22 protein-coding genes are annotated in these 19,879 nt (G+C 71.1%); 17 read left to right on the top strand and 5 right to left on the bottom strand.

Features of this window, described 5'->3' with window-relative positions; translation table 11 throughout:
• Positions 1-2 precede the first annotated feature (2 nt).
• The gene (locus GRC12_RS13335) at positions 3-230 is read right to left on the bottom strand and encodes a hypothetical protein (RefSeq protein ID WP_133041998.1); all 228 of its coding nucleotides are present in this window, start codon (positions 228-230) and stop codon (positions 3-5) included.
• Positions 231-459: 229 nt separating this feature from the next.
• On the opposite strand from GRC12_RS13335, the gene GRC12_RS13330 reads away from it, so the two are divergent.
• Positions 460-1,485, top strand: coding sequence for an alpha/beta fold hydrolase (locus tag GRC12_RS13330; RefSeq protein WP_208779445.1), 1,026 nt, complete (start codon positions 460-462; stop codon positions 1,483-1,485).
• A gap of 66 nt (positions 1,486-1,551) precedes the next feature.
• Here GRC12_RS13330 and GRC12_RS13325 read toward each other — a convergent pair whose 3' ends face one another.
• Complete coding sequence (locus GRC12_RS13325) at positions 1,552-2,082, bottom strand: toxin-antitoxin system, toxin component (protein ID WP_208779457.1); 531 nt, start codon at positions 2,080-2,082, stop codon at positions 1,552-1,554.
• Between the two features lie 32 nt (positions 2,083-2,114).
• The gene (locus GRC12_RS13320) at positions 2,115-2,768 is read right to left on the bottom strand and encodes a helix-turn-helix domain-containing protein (RefSeq protein ID WP_208779444.1); all 654 of its coding nucleotides are present in this window, start codon (positions 2,766-2,768) and stop codon (positions 2,115-2,117) included.
• A 223-nt stretch (positions 2,769-2,991) separates the two neighbouring features.
• On the opposite strand from GRC12_RS13320, the gene GRC12_RS13315 reads away from it, so the two are divergent.
• A complete protein-coding gene (locus GRC12_RS13315) occupies positions 2,992-3,654 on the top strand; it encodes an MmyB family transcriptional regulator (RefSeq protein WP_208779443.1) in 663 nt (220 codons plus the stop codon).
• A 61-nt stretch (positions 3,655-3,715) separates the two neighbouring features.
• Here GRC12_RS13315 and GRC12_RS13310 read toward each other — a convergent pair whose 3' ends face one another.
• Together GRC12_RS13310 and GRC12_RS13305 are read right to left on the bottom strand one after the other, a co-directional pair.
• Entirely contained in the window at positions 3,716-4,477 is a 762-nt protein-coding gene (locus tag GRC12_RS13310; protein WP_208779442.1) for a cache domain-containing protein, read from the bottom strand.
• A 38-nt stretch (positions 4,478-4,515) separates the two neighbouring features.
• Positions 4,516-5,256 carry a FadR/GntR family transcriptional regulator gene (locus tag GRC12_RS13305; RefSeq protein WP_208779441.1) on the bottom strand — a complete coding sequence of 247 codons (741 nt, stop codon included), beginning with the start codon at positions 5,254-5,256 and terminating at the stop codon, positions 4,516-4,518.
• 113 nt (positions 5,257-5,369) lie between these two features.
• Between GRC12_RS13305 and GRC12_RS13300 the strand changes: the two genes are divergently transcribed.
• From GRC12_RS13300 to GRC12_RS13230, 15 genes are all read left to right on the top strand, one after another.
• The gene (locus GRC12_RS13300; protein WP_208779440.1) at positions 5,370-6,401 is read left to right on the top strand and encodes an ABC transporter ATP-binding protein; all 1,032 of its coding nucleotides are present in this window, start codon (positions 5,370-5,372) and stop codon (positions 6,399-6,401) included.
• 10 nt (positions 6,402-6,411) lie between these two features.
• Positions 6,412-7,617, top strand: a complete 1,206-nt coding sequence (locus tag GRC12_RS13295) for an ABC transporter substrate-binding protein (RefSeq protein ID WP_208779439.1) — start codon at positions 6,412-6,414, stop codon at positions 7,615-7,617.
• Positions 7,618-7,620: 3 nt separating this feature from the next.
• Positions 7,621-8,484: an ABC transporter permease gene (locus GRC12_RS13290; protein WP_208779438.1), complete on the top strand. Its 864-nt coding sequence runs from the start codon at positions 7,621-7,623 to the stop codon at positions 8,482-8,484.
• Positions 8,485-8,496: 12 nt separating this feature from the next.
• Positions 8,497-9,312 carry an ABC transporter permease gene (locus tag GRC12_RS13285; RefSeq protein ID WP_208779437.1) on the top strand — a complete coding sequence of 272 codons (816 nt, stop codon included), beginning with the start codon at positions 8,497-8,499 and terminating at the stop codon, positions 9,310-9,312.
• Between the two features lie 50 nt (positions 9,313-9,362).
• Complete coding sequence (locus tag GRC12_RS13280; RefSeq protein WP_208779436.1) at positions 9,363-10,514, top strand: NAD(P)/FAD-dependent oxidoreductase; 1,152 nt, start codon at positions 9,363-9,365, stop codon at positions 10,512-10,514.
• A complete protein-coding gene (locus tag GRC12_RS13275; protein ID WP_208779435.1) occupies positions 10,511-10,813 on the top strand; it encodes a (2Fe-2S)-binding protein in 303 nt (100 codons plus the stop codon). The genes GRC12_RS13280 and GRC12_RS13275 overlap by 4 nt, the downstream gene beginning before the upstream one ends.
• Positions 10,806-12,209, top strand: coding sequence for an NAD(P)/FAD-dependent oxidoreductase (locus GRC12_RS13270; RefSeq protein WP_208779434.1), 1,404 nt, complete (start codon positions 10,806-10,808; stop codon positions 12,207-12,209). The genes GRC12_RS13275 and GRC12_RS13270 overlap by 8 nt, the downstream gene beginning before the upstream one ends.
• Positions 12,206-13,096 (top strand): dihydrodipicolinate synthase family protein, encoded by an 891-nt coding sequence (locus GRC12_RS13265; protein ID WP_208779433.1) that lies wholly within the window; start codon positions 12,206-12,208, stop codon positions 13,094-13,096. Before GRC12_RS13270 ends, GRC12_RS13265 begins: the two co-directional genes overlap by 4 nt.
• 9 nt (positions 13,097-13,105) lie before the next feature.
• Positions 13,106-14,104, top strand: coding sequence for a proline racemase family protein (locus GRC12_RS13260; protein ID WP_208779432.1), 999 nt, complete (start codon positions 13,106-13,108; stop codon positions 14,102-14,104).
• 42 nt (positions 14,105-14,146) lie between these two features.
• The gene (locus tag GRC12_RS13255) at positions 14,147-14,821 is read left to right on the top strand and encodes a GntR family transcriptional regulator (RefSeq protein ID WP_208779431.1); all 675 of its coding nucleotides are present in this window, start codon (positions 14,147-14,149) and stop codon (positions 14,819-14,821) included.
• Between the two features lie 67 nt (positions 14,822-14,888).
• Positions 14,889-15,884 carry a LacI family DNA-binding transcriptional regulator gene (locus tag GRC12_RS13250; RefSeq protein ID WP_208779430.1) on the top strand — a complete coding sequence of 332 codons (996 nt, stop codon included), beginning with the start codon at positions 14,889-14,891 and terminating at the stop codon, positions 15,882-15,884.
• Between the two features lie 110 nt (positions 15,885-15,994).
• On the top strand, positions 15,995-17,347 hold the full coding sequence (locus tag GRC12_RS13245) for an ABC transporter substrate-binding protein (protein WP_208779429.1): 1,353 nt from the start codon (positions 15,995-15,997) through the stop codon (positions 17,345-17,347).
• Positions 17,348-17,352: 5 nt separating this feature from the next.
• The gene (locus tag GRC12_RS13240; protein ID WP_208779428.1) at positions 17,353-18,309 is read left to right on the top strand and encodes a carbohydrate ABC transporter permease; all 957 of its coding nucleotides are present in this window, start codon (positions 17,353-17,355) and stop codon (positions 18,307-18,309) included.
• Complete coding sequence (locus GRC12_RS13235) at positions 18,306-19,166, top strand: carbohydrate ABC transporter permease (RefSeq protein ID WP_208779427.1); 861 nt, start codon at positions 18,306-18,308, stop codon at positions 19,164-19,166. Before GRC12_RS13240 ends, GRC12_RS13235 begins: the two co-directional genes overlap by 4 nt.
• Before the next feature lie 30 nt (positions 19,167-19,196).
• Positions 19,197-19,879 (top strand): alpha-amylase family glycosyl hydrolase (locus GRC12_RS13230; RefSeq protein WP_308286545.1); only part of this gene is annotated, 683 nt, incomplete at its 3' end.

Genomic DNA, 19,879 nt, shown 5'->3' with positions numbered 1-19,879 from the left:
CGTCACGGTTCAGGGCACCAGCTCTGCAACAGCCGGAAGAACTCCTCCTCGTTGCCCGTCAGGCCCGCGTCCGCCAGCGCCTGCTCCGCCTCGGCCAGCACCGAGGGCGGAACCACGGGTGGTCGGGCCTCGCCGGGAGGACCGTCGAAGGCGGCTCGTACGGTGTGCAGCAGCCGCAGATAGGCCTGTACTGCGGTGCGCTCGCGGTCGGTCAGTACAGCGGTGGGCATCGTCGGCTCTCCCCGTGTCGCGTCTCGGCTCGGTCGCTGCGCACCCCGGTATGGAGGGGGGCGACTCCAGCTTGCCGCCCACCACTGACAATCGGGTCCGGCGACGGGCCCGTTCGCTCGCTTAGCGGAGCCGAAACCTCCTCGAAACCCCTGGTGGGAATGGGGATCTACGCTGGAGGACAGGGGCTTTCGGGCCGCTTGCGGGCGGCCGTGACACGGGAGGCGAGGCATGGTCGACGTCTCGGGAAGGCGCCCGGCGCGGGCCGTGCGGCTGCGCCCGGTCGGCGAGGGCGAACTGGAGCTGCGGTACCGCGTGGTGCACGGATACCGGCGCGCCTTCCGGATGGCCGGCGAGGGCCCCGCCCTGGTCCTCGTCCACGGCATCGGCGACTCCTCGGCGACCTGGGCCGAGCTGATCCCCGACCTGGCCCGCACCCACACCGTCATCGCCCCCGACCTGCTCGGCCACGGCGCCTCCGACAAACCGCGCGCCGACTACTCCGTGGCCGCGTACGCCAACGGCGTCCGGGACCTGCTCACCACGCTCGGCATCGAGTCGGCGACCCTGGTGGGGCACTCGCTGGGCGGGGGTGTGGCGATGCAGTTCGCCTACCAGTTCCCGGAGCGGACCGAGCGGCTGATCCTGGTCAGTGCCGGTGGGGTGGGGCGGGAGGTCAACCCCGTGCTGCGGCTGGTCTCGCTGCCGGGCGCCCATGTGATGCTGTCCGCGCTGCGGCTGCCGGGGATGCGGACGCAAGTGGGGCTCGCGGTGCGGCTGATGAAGCTCATGGACACCGATCTCGGGCAGGACGCCGCCGAGTTGGTCGACCTCGTCGACGCCCTCCCGGACGAGACCTCCCGCAACGCCTTCATCCGTACGCTGCGGGCGGTGGTGGACTGGCGGGGACAGGTCGTGACCATGCTCGACCGCTGCTATCTGACCGAGGGCATGCCGACCATGCTGATGTGGGGGGACCGGGACAGCGTGGTGCCGGTGCGGCACGCGTACGGGGCGCACGAGGCGATGCCGGGCAGCCGACTGGAGATCTTCGAGGGCGCGGGCCACTTCCCCTTCCACAGCGACCCGGCACGTTTCGTCTCCCTGGTCGAGGAGTTCACGGCCACGACCGCGCCGGCCGACTGGAGCCGCGAGCACTGGCGGGACCTGCTCGTCGAGGGCCGCCGCCTCCACGAGGGCAGGGAGCGCACCGCGGACCGGAACCTGCGGGAGGCCAGCGAACGCAGCGCGACGTGACGCACGGCTGCGGGGCGGCGCCCCTTCGAGACGCCGCCGAACCGCGGCGGACGTCACCCGGCCCGCTCAGCCCTGCGGGCCCAGGTAGCCGAGCGAGGCCTCGATGCGGCCCGCCAGGTGGTCGCGCTGCACCGGCGCCCGGTGGCCCGAACCGGCGAGCAGACTGCGGCACTTGCTCGCCAGCAGCAGGCCGAAGGTCTCGGCCTCCTGCTCGTCGGCCTGGTCGAAGTGGCTGCGCGCGGCCACCCCGCGCACAGCGGTCCGCAGATCACTGCCGTCGTCCAGGAGTCGGGCGGCGACCCTCGCGCCGTCGACGTGGTGGCCGCCGTGGCCGGCCCGCATGTGCCACAGTTCGTGGCCCAGGATCACCAACTGGTGGCCGGGGGCGGTGCGTTCCTCGACGACGACCAGGTCCCGGTCCGTCATGTCCAGCCACAGGCCGCTCGCCGTGCCGGGCGGGAAGACGGACGTACGGAAGTGGACCGGGCGGCCGCGGCGCCGGCTCATCGCCTCGCACAGGGCGGTGTGCAGGCCGGTGGGGGAAGCGGGGACGGGCAGGGTGAGTGCCGAGACCAGTTCGCCGCACAGGCGGCGCATGTCCTTGCCGATGCCCACGCGCTGCCCTCGGCTCACGACTCGGGCCGCTTCACGCTCTCCAGGAGCATGTCCAGCCACTCCGCCACCTTGTCGCGGTGCTGGTCGGTGGGCAGCTGGGCGGCCCGCCAGGCGATCCCGCGCACTCCGTGGTCCTGCAGCAGCTTCTCCAGCGGGTCCTCGTCCGCCGACGCCGACTCCCGCTCCGCGAGCCGCTGCAGCAGCTCCTGCTCGGTGCCCTGCAGGGCGACCGTGAGGGCCTCGGGGTCCTCGGCCGTGAGGAAACCGGCGTGCACGCGGAAGAAGCGCTGCAGGGCGTCGCAGTGCTCCATCGTGGGGCGGCGGTCGCCGTTGATCAGGGCGCCGGCCTGCTGACGGGACATGCCTGCGCCGTCGGCGATCTCCTGCTGGGTGTACTTGCGGCCGTTGGGCTTCAGCCGGGTGCGGCGCAGCAGGTCGAGCCGCTGCAGGAAGCGGGCCTGGACGTCGGGTTCGCCCGCGGGCCGGCCGGCGAGGAGGGCCTGGACGACCGGTTCGGGAACGCCCGAGGCGCTGGACAGGCGGCCGGTGTGGAAGACCTCCGCGTGCGGTACGCCGAGCCGGTCGGCGAGCGTGCCGACGCGAGCGACGACGGCCGTGAGCGCGACGGTCGCCGGCGTGGTGCCCGGAGCCTCGAAGCCTTCCGTCACCGACAGATCTCCTACGTTTCGCACAGGCTGCTCACAAGCGGATGCCGTGAACTTGACGGAGATTACCGGGTCGTTCGAACTCACATCCAGGTGTCGCCACAACTGTGGCCAATTTCAGCCGTCAACAGGCATGGAATGCCACGATAGTTGACATGGCTCCTGCCGGGGCCGCAGGATCAAGGCGCCGCGTGAAGGCCGCAGAGGCAAGAGGGGTGACCTCCCGATGGCGTATCAGGCAGGAGGGCAGCGGCCGGCACCGCGGCCCGTCCCCGAGAGTCCCGAGGCCCAGGCGTATCTGCACGACTACGCCACCCTCCTGGAGGCCGTGCCCTTCCCCTCCGTCGTGGTCGACCACCGCTGGGACGTCGTTCTGGCGAACAGCGCTTTCGCGTCACTTTTCCGTGAGGTGGGCCCGCACCCGACGGCCATGCCGGGCGACAACCTCCTGAGGTTCGTGCTCTTCCATCCCGACGCGGCGAGCGTCCTCGGTGAGCACGAGTCGAGCTGGTGCCTGCCGATGCTCGCCCATTTCGCCGCCGCCGTCGAGTGCCACACCCACGACCACGGGCTGCAGGCCATCCGCCGGGAGATCGCCCAGGACCCGATCATGGAGGCCGCCTACCGCCAGGGCCTGCCGCACTGGCTGAGGGTCATGGGGGAGCGGGCCGCCGCGAACGACGGCGCCGTACGGCCGCTGCTGCATCCCGATCCGCGCTGGGGCGCCACCGACTGCCGCGTGGTGGACGAGACGCCCGAGACGCTGCGGGAGATGGGGTACACGCGCATGACGTTCGTCCTGCGGGAGGCCCGGCGCGAGCGCCCCCGCCCGCGCACCGCCCGGCGCACGGCGGCGCACCTGAGGGTGGTGCCGGACACCGAGACCTGACCGGGCCCCGCCGGCGTTCAGGTCGCCGACGGTGCCGGGTCGGAGAGGGGGGTGGCCCGCGTCAGCGCGGGGAGGTGACCAGCACGAGCGGGACGCCTCGGCACGGGATCAGGCGCATGCCGTCGTGCCGGGCCGGGCGCGCGCTCTCCAGCACGGCGGCGAAGTCCGGCCCCTTGGTGAGCGAGCCGGCCAGATGGGCGGGGTCGGCGGAGGCCGCGACCCGTCCGCGCGCGTTCACCAGGTGCGCCGGGCCCGGCAGCCGGCGCAGCAGCGGCAGCACGGCGGCCTCGAAGTGACGCAGGTACACGTCGGCCGCGGCCACACCGGCGAAACGGCCCTCCGTCTCCACCGGCGCGGACAGGGTGAGGCTGTACTCGTCGGAGCAGAGGTAGTCGACATAGGGTCCCGCCACCGCCCGCTCGCCGGTGTCCCGGGGCAGGGCGAACCAGTCCCAGTGCGTGTAGTCGGCGTACGCCGAGTGGTCCGGGTCGAGGTCGAGCAGCAGCGGCCGTACGTCCCCCTCCGCGCCCGACTGCCACCACTCCAGCCAGGCCGGTACGTCGCCCAGCAGGCCCGGCGCGGCGACGAAGCCGACCCCGGACACCAGCGCGTTCCGGGCCAGCCGCAGGTGCAGGCCCGGGCGCAGGGCGGCGAGGTCCACGGTGGCGGGGCGGCGGTGGTCGGCGGCCACCCGGGCGAGCAGGGCCGTGGTCTCGGCGCGGGTGGCGGACACGGCGTCGAACACGCTCTCCAGCGCGGACCCCACCTCGGCCGCGACCGACTCCTCCGGCGCCGTGCCGAGCGCTGCCGTCGCCAGCTTCATGCCACCCTCCCCCGGACGGGACCGGACGCGGTGCGCGGCTAGAGCGTCAGACGCAGGGCGATGAGCCGTGCCGTCGACTCCTGCACGCACCGCTCGGCCAGTTCCCTGGCCGTTCGGTGAGCCCCATCCTGCACGGCCGAGATTACGGAGCGGTGACGGTCCGCCACCTCTTCACGATATTCGTCGTCCGCGAGCACAAGACACAGCAGCGCCCCCACCTCCGTCTGCAGGGCCACCTGTTCACGGGTGAGCCGGGCCGACTGGGCGGCCGCCGCCAGCTCCACATGGAAGCGCCCGTACACCCGCCCACGCGCGGCCGCGTCCTCGGCCCGTGCCAACTCCTCTGCTGTACGCCGTAGTTGCAGAAGGTCCTCGGGTTCCGTGCGCTCGGCGGCGAGGCGGGCCGCCGTACCGGACAGGGCGGCCCAGTGGTCGCCGAGGTCGCGCAGCTCCTCGGTGCCCCAGCCGCGCAGGCGCGCCTTCAGGCGTTCCTCGCCCGGGACTTCGGGCAGGGAGACGAAGGAGCCGCCGCCGCGGCCCCTGCGGGTGGTGAGCAGGCCCTGCTGGCGAAGGGCCATCAGCGCCTCCCGCAGGGTCACCGTGGACACGCCGAGCTGCCCGGCCAGTTCGCTCTCGCCGGGCAACTGCTCGCCGTCGGCGAGCAGGCCCAGTTCGATGGCGTCACCGATCCTGCGGACGACCGCGTCCACGCGTGCCCGGTTGTCCACCGGGGTGAAGACGGCCCTGCGGGCACCGCCGTTCATCTGCTGTCGGTTCACGGCCACCACCTTGCACGTTGACTCAAGCTTTACTCTGAGGGGGCCTTGAGCTTTGAACTATGACTTCATATCTTTCCGTACGACGTACGCGTGCGCCAGAAAGGTTCCCGTCCATGGAGGGAAGTGCGATCCGGCTGCAGGATCTGCGGAAGTCCTTCGGGGAGACGACCGCCGTGGCCGGGATCGATCTGGAGATCCAGGACGGTGAGTTCTTCTCCCTGCTCGGCCCCTCCGGCTCCGGCAAGACCACCGTCCTGCGCATGATCGCCGGGTTCGAGAGCCCCACCGGCGGACGGATCGAACTCGCCGGGCAGGAGGTCACCGGCCTCGCGCCCTTCGAACGGGACGTGCACACCGTCTTCCAGGACTACGCCCTCTTCCCGCACATGACCGTCGAACAGAACGTCGCCTACTCCCTCAAGGTCCGCGGGGTCCCCAAGGCCGAACGGCTGGTACGGGCCCGCAAGGCGCTCAGCGAGGTCCGCCTGGAGGGCTTCGGCAAGCGGCGACCCGCCCAGCTCTCCGGCGGCCAGCGCCAGCGCGTCGCCCTCGCCCGCGCCCTCGTCGGCCGCCCCGGCGTGCTGCTCCTCGACGAACCCCTGGGCGCCCTCGACCTCAAACTGCGCGAGCAGATGCAGGTCGAACTCAAGGCGCTGCAGCGCGAGGTGGGGATCACCTTCGTGTTCGTCACCCACGACCAGGAGGAGGCCCTGACGATGAGCGACCGCATCGCCGTCTTCAACCAGGGCCGCGTCGAACAGGTCGGCACCCCCGCCGAGATCTACGAGCGCCCCGCGACCGCCTTCGTGGCTTCCTTCGTCGGCACCTCCAACCTGCTGGAGGGCGAGTCCGCTCAGCGCGTCGTCGGCACCCCCGGCGTCTACAGCGTCCGCCCCGAGAAGATCCGCGTCCTGAAGGAGCACGCCGAGGCCGACGAGCCCGAGCACGCGAGCGCCGTCGGCACCGTCGCCGAGGTCGTCTACCTCGGGGACGCCACCCGCTTCCTCGTCGACCTCGACGCCGGCGGCCGCCTCACCGCCCTCCAGCAGAACCTGGAGACCTCCGCCGAGGACGTCGCCGCCTACCGCGGCACCCGGGTGCGACTGAGCTGGCACCGCCGCCACACCGTCCACGTCCCCGACTGACCCCCGACCCATGGAGAACGTCGTGCGCCTCACCCGAACTCTCCACCTCGCGGCCGCCACCGCGCTGCTGCTCGCCGCCACCGCCTGCGGCTCCGGATCCGGCGGTTCGTCCTCCACCGGCCTCAACCCCCCTGACCTCAAACCCCTGTCGAAGCTCGGCAAGTCCGAGGGGCAGGTCAACCTGATCGCCTGGGCCGGCTATGTCGAGAACGGCTCCGACGACCCCAAGGTCGACTGGGTGACCCCCTTCGAGAAGCAGACCGGCTGCAAGGTCAACTCCAAGGTCGCCGCCAGCTCCGACGAGATGGTCAAACTGATGAAGACCGGCGAGTACGACGCCGTCTCCGCCTCCGGCGACGCCTCCCTGCGCCTGATCGCCTCCGGCGACGCCGCCCCCGTCAACACCAAGCTCGTCCCGAACTACAAGGACGTCTTCAGCGGCCTGAAGAACGGTGCCTGGAACTCCGTCAAGGGCCAGATGTACGGCATCCCGCACGGCCGCGGCGCCAACCTGCTGATGTACAACACCCAGAAGGTCACCCCCGCGCCGACCTCCTGGGCCGCCGTCTTCGACGACGCCGCCAAGTACAAGGGCCACGTCACCGCGTACGACTCCCCGATCTACATCGCCGACGCCGCGCTCTATCTCAAGTCCACCAGGCCGGAGTTGAAGATCAAGGACCCCTACGCCCTGGACCAGAAGCAGTTCGACGCCGCGGTGAGCCTGCTGAAGAAGCAGAACGCGAGCATCGGCGAGTACTGGAGCGACTACCTGAAGGAGATCTCCGCCTTCAAGAGCGGTGACTCCGTCGTCGGCACCACCTGGCAGGTCATAGCGAACCTCGCCGCCGGCGAGGGCGCCAAGGTCAAGGCCTTCGTGCCCAAGGAGGGTTCGACCGGCTGGTCCGACACCTGGATGATCTACTCCAAGGCCAAGCACCCCGACTGCGCCTACCAGTGGATGAACTGGATCGTCTCCCCGAAGGTCAACGCCCAGGTAGCCGAGTACTTCGGCGAGGCACCCGCCAACTCCAAGGCCTGCGAACTCACCAGCGACAAGAACTTCTGCACCACCTTCCACGCCGCCGACGAGGACTACTGGAAGAACATCGCCTTCTGGAACACCCCCATCGAGCAGTGCCTCGACGGCCGCACCGACGTCAAGTGCGTGCCCTACGCCAAGTGGGTCCAGGCCTGGACCGAGATTAAGGGCTGAGGCATGGCCCTGCTGACGCGGACCGCGGGGGCGCTGCACCGCCGCCCCCGCCTCAGGCTGGCCCTTCTGCTGACCGCCCCGCTGCTGTGGCTGGCCGTGCTCTACCTCGGCTCCCTGTCGGTGCTGTTCGTCTCCGCCTTCTGGACGACGAACTCCTTCACCTCCGAAGTGGTGAAGGTCTGGTCGACCGACAACTTCCACGAGCTGTTCACCACGCCGGTCTACCGGGAGGTGATCCTGCGGAGCGTCGGCGTGGCCCTCGCCGTGACCGCCCTGTGCGCGGTGATCGCCTTCCCGCTCGCCTTCTACACCGCCCGGGTGGCCCGGCCGAGGTGGCGTCCGCTGCTGGTCGTCGCCATCCTCACGCCGCTGTGGGCGAGTTACCTCGTGAAGGTGTACGCCTGGCGGCTGATCCTGTCCGAGGGCGGGCTCGCCGACTGGATGCTCAGGCCGTTCGGGCTCGGCGGCCCGGGCTTCGGCCTGCCCGCCGCCGTACTGACCCTGACGTACCTGTGGCTGCCGTACATGATCCTGCCGATCCACACCGCGCTGGAGCAGCTGCCGGCGGGCCTCCTCGACGCCTCGGCCGACCTGGGCGCCCGCAGCTGGCGGACGTTCCGGTCGGTGGTGCTGCCGATGGTGCTGCCCTCCGTCGCCGCCGGCTCGATCTTCACTTTCTCGCTGAGTCTCGGTGACTACATCACCGTGCAGATCGTCGGCGGCAAGACCCAGCTGATCGGCAATCTCGTCTACTCCAACATCGAACTCAACCTGCCCATGGCCGCCGCGCTCGGCACGGTCCCGGTCGTCGTCATCGTGCTGTACCTGCTGGCGATGCGCCGCACGGGCGCGTTGAGCAGCCTGTAGAGGAGCCACGCCGTGCAACTCTCCCGTCCCGCGCGCATCGCGCTGCGCGTCGCCGCCGGGCTCGGATTCGCCGTGATCTACGTGCCGTTGCTGCTCGTGGTCGTCAACTCCCTGAACCCCGACCGCAGCGCGAGCTGGCCGCCGCCGAGTCTCACCACGCACTGGTGGTCGGTCGCCTGGCACAACTCCGGTGCGCGCGCGGCCCTTTGGGTCTCGGTGAAGGCCGGTCTCGGGGCGAGTGCGATCGCCCTGGTCCTCGGCACGCTGATCGCCTTCGCCGTCGCCCGGCACCGGTTCTTCGGCCGCGACACCGTCTCCTTCGTGGTCGTCCTGCCGATCGCCCTGCCCGGCATCGTCACGGGCATCGCCCTCAACTCGGCGTTCAGCACGGTGCTCGCGCCCCTCGGGGTGGGCCTCGGACTGTTCACTGTCATCGTCGGGCACGCCACCTTCTGCATCGTCGTGGTCTTCAACAACGTGGTCGCGCGGCTGCGCCGCACCTCCGGGTCGTACGAGGAGGCGGCGATGGATCTGGGGGCCGACACCTTCCGTGCCTTCGTCGACGTGACCTTTCCCCTGGTGCGGTCCGCGTTGCTGGCCGGTGGGCTGCTGGCCTTCGCGCTGTCCTTCGACGAGATCGTGGTCACCACCTTCACCGCGGGACCGGGGATCGAGACGCTGCCGATCTGGATCTTCGAGAACATGACCCGGCCGCAGCAGGCGCCGGTGGTGAGCGTGGTGGCGGCGGTACTGGTGCTGGTGTCGGTCGTGCCCATCTACGCGGCTCAGCGGCTGGCGGGGGACACCGCTGGGGGGAGTCGGGTCTGAGGGTGCGCGCACCATTCCCCCCGCCCAGTGGTATGTGACATAGTACTGGCGTGAGTCAGCCACTGACCTGCGATGTCGTGGTCGTCGGCGCCGGCATGACGGGCGCCGCATGCGCCCTGTACGCGGCCCGGGCGGGCCTGGACGTCGTCGTGGTGGACCGCGGTCCGGTGGCGGGCGGCACCACCGGCGCCGGGGAGGGCAACCTCCTCGTCTCCGACAAGGAGCCCGGACCGGAACTGGACCTGGCCCTCCTCTCGCTCCGCCTCTGGGGCCGACTCGCCGAGGAACTCGGGCGGTTGATCGAGTACGAGGCCAAGGGCGGTGTCGTGGTGGCCACGTCCCCCGGCGGCCTCACCGCCCTGGAGCGCTTCGCCGCCGGACAGCGCGCGGCCGGGGTCGTCGCGGAGCCGGTCGCGGGGGACGACCTCTACGCCCTCGAACCCCACCTCGCCCCCGGCCTGCCCGGTGCCGTGCACTACCCCCAGGACAGCCAGGTCATGCCCGCCCTGGCCGCCGCCCATCTGCTACGGGCCTCGGGCGCCCGCCTCTACACCGGCCGCACCGTGACGGACGTACTGCGCCGCCCCGACGGCACGGTCCTCGGCGTCCGCACCGACCGGGGCGACATCCACGCCCCCTCCCTCGTCAACGCGGCCGGCACCTGGGGAGCCGACATCGCCGCCCTGGCCGGCACCACCCTGCCCGTCCTTCCGCGCCGCGGCTTCGTCCTCGTCACCGAGCCCCTTCCGCGCCGGGTCCGGCACAAGGTGTATGCCGCCGACTACGTGGCCGACGTGGCCAGCGACTCGGCCGCGCTGCAGACCTCGCCGGTCGTGGAGGGAACGGCGGCCGGGCCCGTCCTGATCGGCGCGAGCCGTGAACGCGTCGGCTTCGACCGGTCGTTCTCCCTCCCCGCCCTGCGCTCCCTCGCCGCGGGCGCCACCCGGCTGTTCCCCTTCCTCGCCGAGGTCCGGGCCCTGCGCGCCTACACCGGATTCCGCCCGTACATGCCCGACCATCTGCCCGCCATCGGCCCCGACCCGCGCGTCCCCGGTCTCTACCACGCCTGCGGTCACGAGGGCGCCGGCATCGGCCTGTCCACCGGCACCGGACATCTGATCGCGCAGTTGCTGACCGCGAAGACCCCCGACCTGGACCTCGCGCCGTTCCGGCCCGACCGGTTCGCCGAGGAGGCCCTGTGAGTTCGCCGCTCGACCTGGCCGACGCCCGCCCGGGGCCGCCCTTCACGGTCACCCTCGACGGGCGGGAGATCGAGGCCCTGCCCGGCCAGACCGTCGCCGCCGCGCTGTGGACGGCGGGTGTGACCTCCTGGCGCGCCACCCGCGGCGACGGCCGCCCACGCGGCGTCTTCTGCGGGATCGGCGTCTGCTTCGACTGCCTGGTGACCGTCAACGACCGCCCCAACCAACGGGCTTGTCTGGTGCCGGTGGCTCCGGGCGACGTGATCCGTACCCAGGAGGGGACCGGCCACGATGACTGACCGACCGCACCTCGCGGTGATCGGCGCGGGCCCCGCGGGCCTCGCCGCGACCCTGGCCGCCGCCGCGCACGGAGTCCGGGTGACGCTGATCGACTCGGCCGCCGAGGCTGGCGGCCAGTTCTACCGCCAGCCGGCCCGCGAACTGCGCGCGCGCCGCCCCCAGGCCCTGCACCACCAGTGGCGCACCTGGGAGGGACTGCGGGACGGACTGCGCGGTCACGTCGGGACCGGCTCCGTACGTCACTTGACGGACCACCACGTCTGGTTCGTCGAGCGGCTGACCGAGGGTTTCGCCGTGCACGCCCTGCTCGGCCCCGAGCAGGAGGACCCCGTCACCGTGCGCGCCGACGCCGTGCTCCTGGCCACCGGCGGGTACGAGCAGGTGCTGCCCTTCCCCGGCTGGACCCTTCCCGGCGTCGTCACCGCGGGCGGCGCGCAGGCCATGCTGAAAGGCACGCTGGCCGTCCCCGGCCGGGTCGCCGTGGTCGCCGGGACCGGACCCCTTCTTCTGCCGGTCGCCACCGGACTCGCCGACGCGGCGACGGAGGTGGTGGCCCTCGTGGAGTCCGCCGACCCCCGGACGTTCGTACGACGGCCCCGCGCGCTGGCGGCCCAGCCCGGCAAGCTCGCCGAAGGCGCCCTGTACGCGGGCCGGTTGCTCCGGCGCCGGGTACGCCCGCTCTTCCGGCATGCCGTGATCGAGGCGCACGGCACCGACCGGGTGGAGGGCGTCACCGTCGCCGCCCTCGACGCGACGGGGCGTGTCCGACCCGGTACCGCACGCCGCATCGCCTGCGACACCCTCGCCGTCAGCCACGGCCTGCTCCCGCACACCGACCTCGCGGAGAGCCTCGGATGCCGTCTCGACGGCAACAGCGTCCGCGTCGACGACGAGCAACGCACCGACGTCCCCGGCGTCTGGGCGGCGGGGGAGGCCACCGGCGTCGGGGGCTCCGCGCTCGCGCTCGTCGAGGGACACATCGCGGGAGCCTCGGCCGCCGCACACCTGACCGGCACCGCGCCCGCCCCGGACGTCGCAGCCCTCAAGTCCCGCAGGAAACTACGGCAGTTCGCCGCAGCCCTGGACGACGTGTACCGGCCGCCTGCCCACTGGATGGACCAGGTCACCGACGACACCGTGGTCTGCCGCTGCGAGGAGGTGACCGCGGGCGCCGTCCGTGAGGCCGTCGGCGAACTGGGCGCGGGGGATCCACGCACCGTGAAACTGCTGACCCGGGCCGGCATGGGCTGGTGCCAGGGCCGGATGTGCACACCCGCCGTCGCCGGGCTCGCAGGCTGCGAACCCACCCCGTCCAGAAGGCCGTTCGCCCGGCCCGTGCCGCTCGGCGTCCTGGCCCGGGAATCCGACCACCCCACCGAGGAAGGGCCCTCATGACCGACCACCGCCCCTGGCGCGGCGTCCTCGTCGCCACGGCGCTCCCGCTCACCGACGACCTGTCCGTCGACTACGACAAGTACGCCGAACACTGCGTGTGGCTCGTCGAGAACGGCTGCGACGGTGTCGTCCCCAACGGCTCGCTCGGCGAATACCAGGTGCTCACGCCCGAGGAGCGCGCCAAGGTCGTGGAGACCGCCGTGGCCGCGATCGGCGGCGCACGCGTGATGCCCGGCGTGGCCGCCTACGGCTCGGCGGAGTCACGGCGCTGGGCCGAGCAGGCGCGTGACGCGGGCTGCGCCTGCGTGATGCTGCTGCCGCCCAACGCCTACCGCGCCGACGAGCGTTCGGTGCTCGCCCACTATGCCGAGGTCGCGAAGGCGGGCGTGCCGATCGTGGCGTACAACAACCCGATCGACACCAAGGTCGACCTCGTCCCGGAGCTGCTCGCGAAACTGCACGGCGAGGGGTACGTCCAGGCCGTCAAGGAGTTCTCCGGCGATGTCCGCCGGGCCTGGCGGCTGGCCGAACTCGCCCCGGAACTGGACCTGTTGATCGGCGCCGACGACGTCCTGCTGGAGCTCGCGATCGCCGGCGCCAAGGGCTGGGTGGCGGGCTACCCCAACGCGCTGCCCGCCGCGAGCACCCGGCTGTACCGGGCGGCCGTGGACGGCGACCTGGCCACCGCCAAGAAGCTCTACGAGCAGCTGCACCCGCTGCTGCGCTGGGACTCCCGGGTCGAGTTCGTGCAGGCCATCAAAATGTCCATGGACATCGTCGGCCGGTACGGCGGCCCGGTGCGGCCGCCACGCATGCCGCTGCTGCCCGAGCAGGAGACCGAGGTCCGGGCCGCCACCGAACAGGCCGTCGCAGCGGGCCTCGCGTAGGGAGACGTCATGCGCAGCAAACTCGTCCTGCACGCCGTCGACTCCCACACCGAGGGCATGCCCACCCGTGTGATCACCGGGGGGATCGGCACCATCCCCGGCGCCACCATGAACGAGCGGCGGCTGTACTTCCGCGAACACCGCGACGACATCAAGCAGTTGCTGATGAACGAGCCGCGCGGCCACTCCGCGATGAGCGGCGCGATCCTCCAGCCGCCGACCCGGCCGGACTGCGACTGGGGCGTGGTCTACATCGAGGTCTCCGGCTATCTGCCGATGTGCGGACACGGCACGATCGGGGTGGCGACGGTCCTGGTGGAGACCGGCATGGTCGAGGTCGTCGAGCCGGTGACCACGATCCGCCTCGACACTCCCGCAGGGCTGGTGATCGCCGAGGTGGCGGTGGAGGGAGGGGCGGCGAAGGCGGTGACGCTGCGGAACGTGCCGTCGTTCGCGGTGGGGCTGGACCGGAAGGTGGAGTTGGCTGACGGGTCAGTGACATATGACATGGCATACGGCGGGAACTTCTACGCCATCCTCCCCATCGACCAGCTCGGCCTCCCCTTCGACCGCGCCCACAAGGACGCCATCCTCGCGGCCGGCCTGGAACTCATGGACGCCATCAACGCCGTCGACGAACCCGTCCACCCCGAGGACCCCTCCATCCGGGGCTGCCACCACGTCCACCTCCACGCCCCGGGCTCCGACGCCCGTCACTCGCGGCACGCGATGGTCATCCACCCCGGCTGGTTCGACCGCTCGCCCTGCGGCACCGGCACCAGCGCACGCATGGCGCAGCTGCACGCGCGCGGCGAACTGCCCCTGCACACCGAGTTCGTCAACGAGTCGTTCATCGGCACCCGCTTCACCGGCCGGCTGCTGGGCACCACCGAGGTGGCCGGCCGTCCGGCCGTCCTGCCCAGCTTCACCGGCCGCGCCTGGATCACCGGAACCGCGCAGTACCTGCTGGACCCGGAAGACCCCTTCCCCGCGGGATTCGTGCTGTAGGCGAGCCCCATAATGTCCGGTGACCCGAGGAGGACGATCACCATGGCCCCGCAGCGCCGCCGCCCCGCCCTGCCGTCGCTCGGCGGCAGGAAGCCCAACTTCCGGGAGAAGGTCGTGGACGTGCTGCGTGCCGCCCTGATCTCGGGTGAACTCCGCCCCGGCCAGGTCTACTCGGCACCGGCTCTCGCCCCGCGTCTCGGTGTCTCCGCGACCCCGGTGCGCGAGGCGATGCTGGAGCTGGTCAAGGAGGGCATGGTCGAGATCGTCCCCAACAAGGGCTTCCGGGTCACCGAGGTCTCCGACAAGCAGCTCGACGAGTACACCCACGTCCGGTCCCTGATCGAGATCCCGGTGACGGTCGGCCTGGCGACCACCGCCGAGCCGGCGGACGTCGAGGCACTCCGCCCCGAGGCGATGGAGATCGTCACCTCCGCCACCAAGGGCGACCTCATCGCCTACGTCGAGGCCGACCTGCGGTTCCATCTGGGACTGCTGGCGCTGGCGGGGAACGACCATCTCGTGGAGGTCGTACGGGACTTGCGCCAGCGTTCGCGCCTGTACGGGCTGACGGCTCTCGTCGAGGCGGGGCGCCTCGAGGCCTCCGCGCAGGAGCACCTCGAACTCCTCGACGCCCTGCTCGCCCGGGACCCCGAGCGCACCCGCGAGGTGATGACCCGCCACCTCGGGCACGTCCGGGGCCTGTGGGCCGCCCGCTGAACCGCTGTCGCCGACAGCCGGCACGGTTACGCAAGCCGTTTGCGTTCCTTGCGCTATTCTTGCGTTCATGACGCGACGACTTGCTGAGGTGGCGAAGAAGGTCGGGGTCAGCGAGGCCACGGTCAGCCGGGTGCTCAACGGCAAACCGGGTGTCTCCGAGGCCACCCGGCAGGCGGTGCTCAGCGCCCTGGACGTCCTCGGCTACGAGCGGCCCACCCAGCTGCGGGGTGAGCGCGCCCGGCTCGTCGGTCTCGTCCTGCCCGAGCTGCAGAACCCCATCTTCCCGGCCTTCGCCGAGGTGATCGGCGGGGCGCTCGCCCAGCTGGGCCTGACTCCGGTGCTGTGCACCCAGACCAAGGGCGGCGTCTCCGAGGCCGACTACGTGGACCTGTTGCTGCAACAGCAGGTCTCCGGCGTCGTCTTCGCCGGCGGCCTGTACGCCCAGGCCGACGCCCCGCACGACCACTACCGCCGGCTCGCCGAGCGCAACATCCCGGTGGTGCTGGTCAACGCGTCCATCGACGACCTCGGCTTCCCGGGCGTCTCCTGCGACGACGCGGTGGCCGTGGAGCAGGCCTGGCGGCATCTCGCCTCGCTCGGGCACGAGCGGATCGGGCTGGTGCTGGGGCCCGCCGACCATGTGCCGTCGGCCCGCAAACTGGCCGCCGCGCATACCCTTGGCGACCTCCCCGAGGAGCGTGTCGCACGGGCCATGTTCTCCATCGAGGGCGGTCACGCGGCCGCCTCCCGGCTGATCGACCGCGGTGTCACCGGCTTCATCTGCGCCAGCGACCCGCTCGCCCTCGGCGTCATCCGGGCCGCCCGCCGCAAGGGGCTGGACGTGCCGGGCCGCATCTCCGTCGTCGGGTACGACGACTCCGCGCTGATGAACTGCACCGAGCCGCCTCTGACCACCGTCCGCCAGCCCATCGAGGCCATGGGGCGAGCGGCCGTGGAGCTGCTGAACGCGCAGGTCGGCGGCGGCTCCGTACCCGCCGAAGAGCTCTTGTTCGAGCCGGAGCTGGTGGTGCGAGGCTCGACCGCGCAAGCTCCTCGTCCCTGAGATCCCATCAGCTGTCGAATAATTACAGATTCTGCGCGACATCTTGCGGACGGATGTCGGCGGTGCTTGAGTGTGCGGCGCCCACCGCTCCTGCCACGAGGGGTCCACCGATGAGAAGCACCGGGTTCCGCCGTACGTTCGTCGCGCTCAGCGTCTGTTCCTCCCTCGCCCTCGCCGCCACCGCCTGCGCCTCCGGTGACGACGGCACGGCGAGCGGGAAGACCCGCATCACCGTCAACTGCGAGCCGCCCAAGAGCGCCAAGGTCGACCGCGGTTTCTTCGAGCAGGACGTCGCGTCCTTCGAGAAACAGCACCCGGACATCGACGTCGTCGCGCACGACGCCTTCCCCTGCCAGGACCCCAAGACCTTCGACGCCAAGCTCGCCGGCGGGCAGATGGAGGACGTCTTCTACACCTACTTCACCGACGCCAGGCACGTCGTCGACATCCGTCAGGCGGCCGATCTGACGCCGTACATCAAGGAGTTGAAGAGCTACGACTCCATCCAGAAGCAGCTGCGCGACATCTACACCGTCGGCGGGAAGATCTACGGCGTCCCGCGCACCGGCTACTCCATGGGCCTGATCTACAACCGCAAGCTCTTCCAGAAGGCCGGCCTGGACCCCGACCGGCCGCCCACGACCTGGGACGAGGTCCGCGCCGACGCCAAGAAGATCGCCGCCCTCGGCGACGGCACCGTCGGATACGCCGACTACAGCGCCCAGAACCAGGGCGGCTGGCACTTCACCGCCGAGCTGTACTCCCAGGGCGGCGACGTCGTCAGCCCCGACGGCAAGAAGGCCACCGTCGACACCCCCGAGGGCCACGCCGTCCTGCAGAACCTGCACGACATGCGCTGGACCGACGACTCCATGGGCAGCAAGCAGCTCCTGGTCATCAACGACGTGCAGCAGATGATGGGTTCGGGCAAGCTCGGCATGTACCTCTCCGCCCCCGACAACATCCCGATCCTCGTCAAGGAGAAGGGCGGCAACTACAAGGACCTCGCGCTCGGCCCGATGCCCGGCGGCAAGGGCACGCTCATCGGCGGCGACGGCTACATGTTCAACAAGCACGACACGCCCGCCCAGATCCGCGCGGGCCTGAAGTGGCTCGACCACATGTTCCTCACCCCGGGCACCGGCTTCCTCGGCGACTACGCCCGCGCCAAGAAGGCGAACGCCCCCGTCGGACTGCCCGAGCCGCGCCTGTTCACCGGCGCCGCCGACGCCAAGGACCAGCAGGTCAAGAAGGCCAACGCCAATGTGCCGGTGGAGAATTACCAGGCCTTCCTCGACGGCAACCACAGTCTCCAGCTGAAGATCGAGCCGCCGGACGCCCAGCAGATCTACTCCGTCCTCGACTCCGCCGTCTCCGCCGTCCTGACCAAGAAGGACGCCGACATCGACCAGCTCCTCAAGGACGCCTCCGGCAAGATCGACGGCATCCTGGCCCGGGGCTGACGGCCATGACGAAGACGGCCGAGCGGCAGCGGACCAGGACGGCCGCCGCCCCCACGGTCCCGGCGCCGTCCCCGGCAGGGGACCGGGGACGGCGCCGCCTCGCCGACCAGGCCCGCGCCTACGCCTTCCTCCTCGGCGGCCTGATCTGCTTCGCCCTGTTCTCCTGGTACCCGGCGATCCGCGCCGTCGTGATCGCCTTCCAGAAGTACACCCCGGGCTCCTCGCCGCAGTGGGTCGGCACCGCCAACTTCACCCGCGTCTGGCACGACCCCGAGTTCTCCGCGGCCTGGCGCAACACCCTGACCTTCACGCTCCTCGCCCTGCTGATCGGCTTCGCGATCCCCTTCGTGATGGCCCTCGTCCTCAACGAACTCCGGCACGCGAGGGCGTTCTTCAGGATCGTGGTCTATCTGCCGGTGATGATCCCGCCCGTGGTCAGCGCCCTGCTGTGGAAGTGGTTCTACGATCCCGGGGCCGGCCTCGCCAACGAGGCGCTGCGCTTCCTGCACCTGCCCACCTCGAACTGGTCCAACGGCGCCGACACCGCGCTGGTCTCCCTGGTGCTCGTCGCCACCTGGGCCAACATGGGCGGCACGGTCCTGATCTACCTCGCCGCCCTGCAGTCCATCCCCGGCGAGCTGTACGAGGCGGCCGAGCTGGACGGAGCCAACCTGCTGCAGCGTGTTCGCCACGTGACGATCCCTCAGACACGTTTCGTGATCCTGATGCTGATGCTCCTTCAGATCATCGCCACCATGCAGGTCTTCACCGAACCGTTCGTGATCACGGGTGGCGGCCCCGAGAACGCCACCGTCACCGTGCTCTACCTGATCTACAAGTACGCCTTCCTCTACAACGACTTCGGCGGTGCCTGCGCCCTCAGCGTCATGCTCCTGGCGCTGCTCGGCGCCTTCTCCGCCGTCTATCTGCGCCTGACCCGCTCCGGGGAGGAGGACGCGTGAGCACCCGGACCCTGATCTCCCCGGCGACCCTGGCCCGCCCCCGCGGCAAGGCCCTCTACTGGACGGTCTTCACCGCCGTCGTCCTGCTCTTCGCCCTCGCCTTCCTCTTCCCCGTGTACTGGATGGTGACCGGCGCGATGAAGTCGCCGGACGAGATCGCGCGGACCCCGCCGACCCTCGTCCCCGACCACTGGCACCTCGGCGGCTACACCGACGCCTGGGACCTGATGCAGCTCCCGCGGCACCTGTGGAACACGGTCGTCCAGGCGGCCGGCGCCTGGGCCTGCCAGCTGGTGTTCTGCACCGCGGCCGCCTACGCCCTCTCCCGGCTCCGGCCCGCCTTCGGCAGGCTGATCCTCGGCGGCATCCTCGCCACCCTCATGGTCCCGGCGCAGGCCCTGGTCGTACCGAAGTACCTCACCGTCGCGGACCTGGGACTGCTCAACAAACCCCTCGCCATCTGGCTGCCGGCCGTCGCCAACGCCTTCAACCTCTATCTGCTCAAGCGGTTCTTCGACCAGCTTCCCCGCGATGTGCTGGAGGCCGCCGAGATGGACGGCGCCGGAAAACTGCGCACGCTCTGGTCGATCGTGCTGCCCATGTCGCGGCCGGTGCTGGGGGTGGTGTCGATCTTCGCCCTCGTCGCCGTCTGGCAGGACTTCCTCTGGCCGCTGATGGTCTTCTCCGACACCGACCGGCAGCCCATCAGTGTGGCCCTCGTCCAGCTGTCGCAGAACATCCAGCTCACCGTGCTCATCGCCGCGATGGTCATCGCCAGCATCCCGATGGTCGCGCTCTTCCTGGTCTTCCAGCGGCACATCATCGCCGGGATCAGCGCGGGCGGCACCAAGGGCTGACGCCCTCCCTCCGACAGAAAGGCACGCACAGTGGGACCGTCCCGCCATGCCCGCAAGGAGTGGTGGCGCTCCGCCGTCATCTACCAGGTCTACGTCCGCAGCTTCGCCGACGGCGACGGAGACGGCACCGGCGACCTCGCGGGCGTCCGCGCCAGACTGCCGTACCTCGCCGAACTCGGCGTGGACGCCCTGTGGTTCAACCCCTGGTACCTGTCGCCGATGAAGGACGGCGGCTACGACGTCGCCGACTACCGTGCCGTCGACCCGGCCTTCGGCACCCTCGCCGAGGCCGAGAAGCTGATCGCCGAGGCCCGGGAGCTCGGCATCCGCACCATCGTCGACATCGTGCCCAACCACGTCTCCGACCAGCACCCGTGGTTCCGGGCCGCGCTCGCCGCCGGACCCGGCAGCCCCGAACGGGAGCTGTTCCACTTCCGGCGCGGACGCGGCGAGCACGGCGAACTGCCGCCCAACGACTGGCCGTCGCAGTTCGTCGGCTCCACCGAGCCGGTGTGGAAGCGGCTGCCCGACGGCGACTGGTACCTGCACCTGTTCACACCCGAGCAGCCCGACCTCAACTGGGCCCACCCGGCCGTCCGTCAGGAGCACGAGGACATCCTGCGCTTCTGGTTCGAGCGGGGTGTCGCGGGCGTCCGCATCGACTCCGCCGCCCTGCTCGCCAAGGACCCCTCCCTCCCCGACCTCGCCGACGC

This window comes from Streptomyces griseorubiginosus, assembly GCF_017614965.1.
Classification (GTDB): domain Bacteria; phylum Actinomycetota; class Actinomycetes; order Streptomycetales; family Streptomycetaceae; genus Streptomyces; species Streptomyces griseorubiginosus_B.
Note: the sequence above shows the minus strand (reverse complement) of the source record. Positions and strands in the feature narration are given on the sequence as shown.

Bases quoted from the DNA above. Each gene is read 5' to 3' on its own strand.
- GRC12_RS13335 (WP_133041998.1), bottom strand. From the start codon at position 230: ATGCCCACCGCTGTACTGACCGACCGCGAGCGCACCGCAGTACAGGCC.
- GRC12_RS13330 (WP_208779445.1), top strand. From the start codon at position 460: ATGGTCGACGTCTCGGGAAGGCGCCCGGCGCGGGCCGTGCGGCTGCGC.
- GRC12_RS13325 (WP_208779457.1), bottom strand. From the start codon at position 2,082: ATGCGCCGCCTGTGCGGCGAACTGGTCTCGGCACTCACCCTGCCCGTC.
- GRC12_RS13315 (WP_208779443.1), top strand. From the start codon at position 2,992: ATGGCGTATCAGGCAGGAGGGCAGCGGCCGGCACCGCGGCCCGTCCCC.
- GRC12_RS13310 (WP_208779442.1), bottom strand. From the start codon at position 4,477: ATGAAGCTGGCGACGGCAGCGCTCGGCACGGCGCCGGAGGAGTCGGTC.
- GRC12_RS13300 (WP_208779440.1), top strand. From the start codon at position 5,370: ATGGAGGGAAGTGCGATCCGGCTGCAGGATCTGCGGAAGTCCTTCGGG.
- GRC12_RS13295 (WP_208779439.1), top strand. From the start codon at position 6,412: ATGGAGAACGTCGTGCGCCTCACCCGAACTCTCCACCTCGCGGCCGCC.
- GRC12_RS13290 (WP_208779438.1), top strand. From the start codon at position 7,621: ATGGCCCTGCTGACGCGGACCGCGGGGGCGCTGCACCGCCGCCCCCGC.
- GRC12_RS13270 (WP_208779434.1), top strand. From the start codon at position 10,806: ATGACTGACCGACCGCACCTCGCGGTGATCGGCGCGGGCCCCGCGGGC.
- GRC12_RS13265 (WP_208779433.1), top strand. From the start codon at position 12,206: ATGACCGACCACCGCCCCTGGCGCGGCGTCCTCGTCGCCACGGCGCTC.
- GRC12_RS13260 (WP_208779432.1), top strand. From the start codon at position 13,106: ATGCGCAGCAAACTCGTCCTGCACGCCGTCGACTCCCACACCGAGGGC.
- GRC12_RS13255 (WP_208779431.1), top strand. From the start codon at position 14,147: ATGGCCCCGCAGCGCCGCCGCCCCGCCCTGCCGTCGCTCGGCGGCAGG.
- GRC12_RS13250 (WP_208779430.1), top strand. From the start codon at position 14,889: ATGACGCGACGACTTGCTGAGGTGGCGAAGAAGGTCGGGGTCAGCGAG.
- GRC12_RS13245 (WP_208779429.1), top strand. From the start codon at position 15,995: ATGAGAAGCACCGGGTTCCGCCGTACGTTCGTCGCGCTCAGCGTCTGT.
- GRC12_RS13240 (WP_208779428.1), top strand. From the start codon at position 17,353: ATGACGAAGACGGCCGAGCGGCAGCGGACCAGGACGGCCGCCGCCCCC.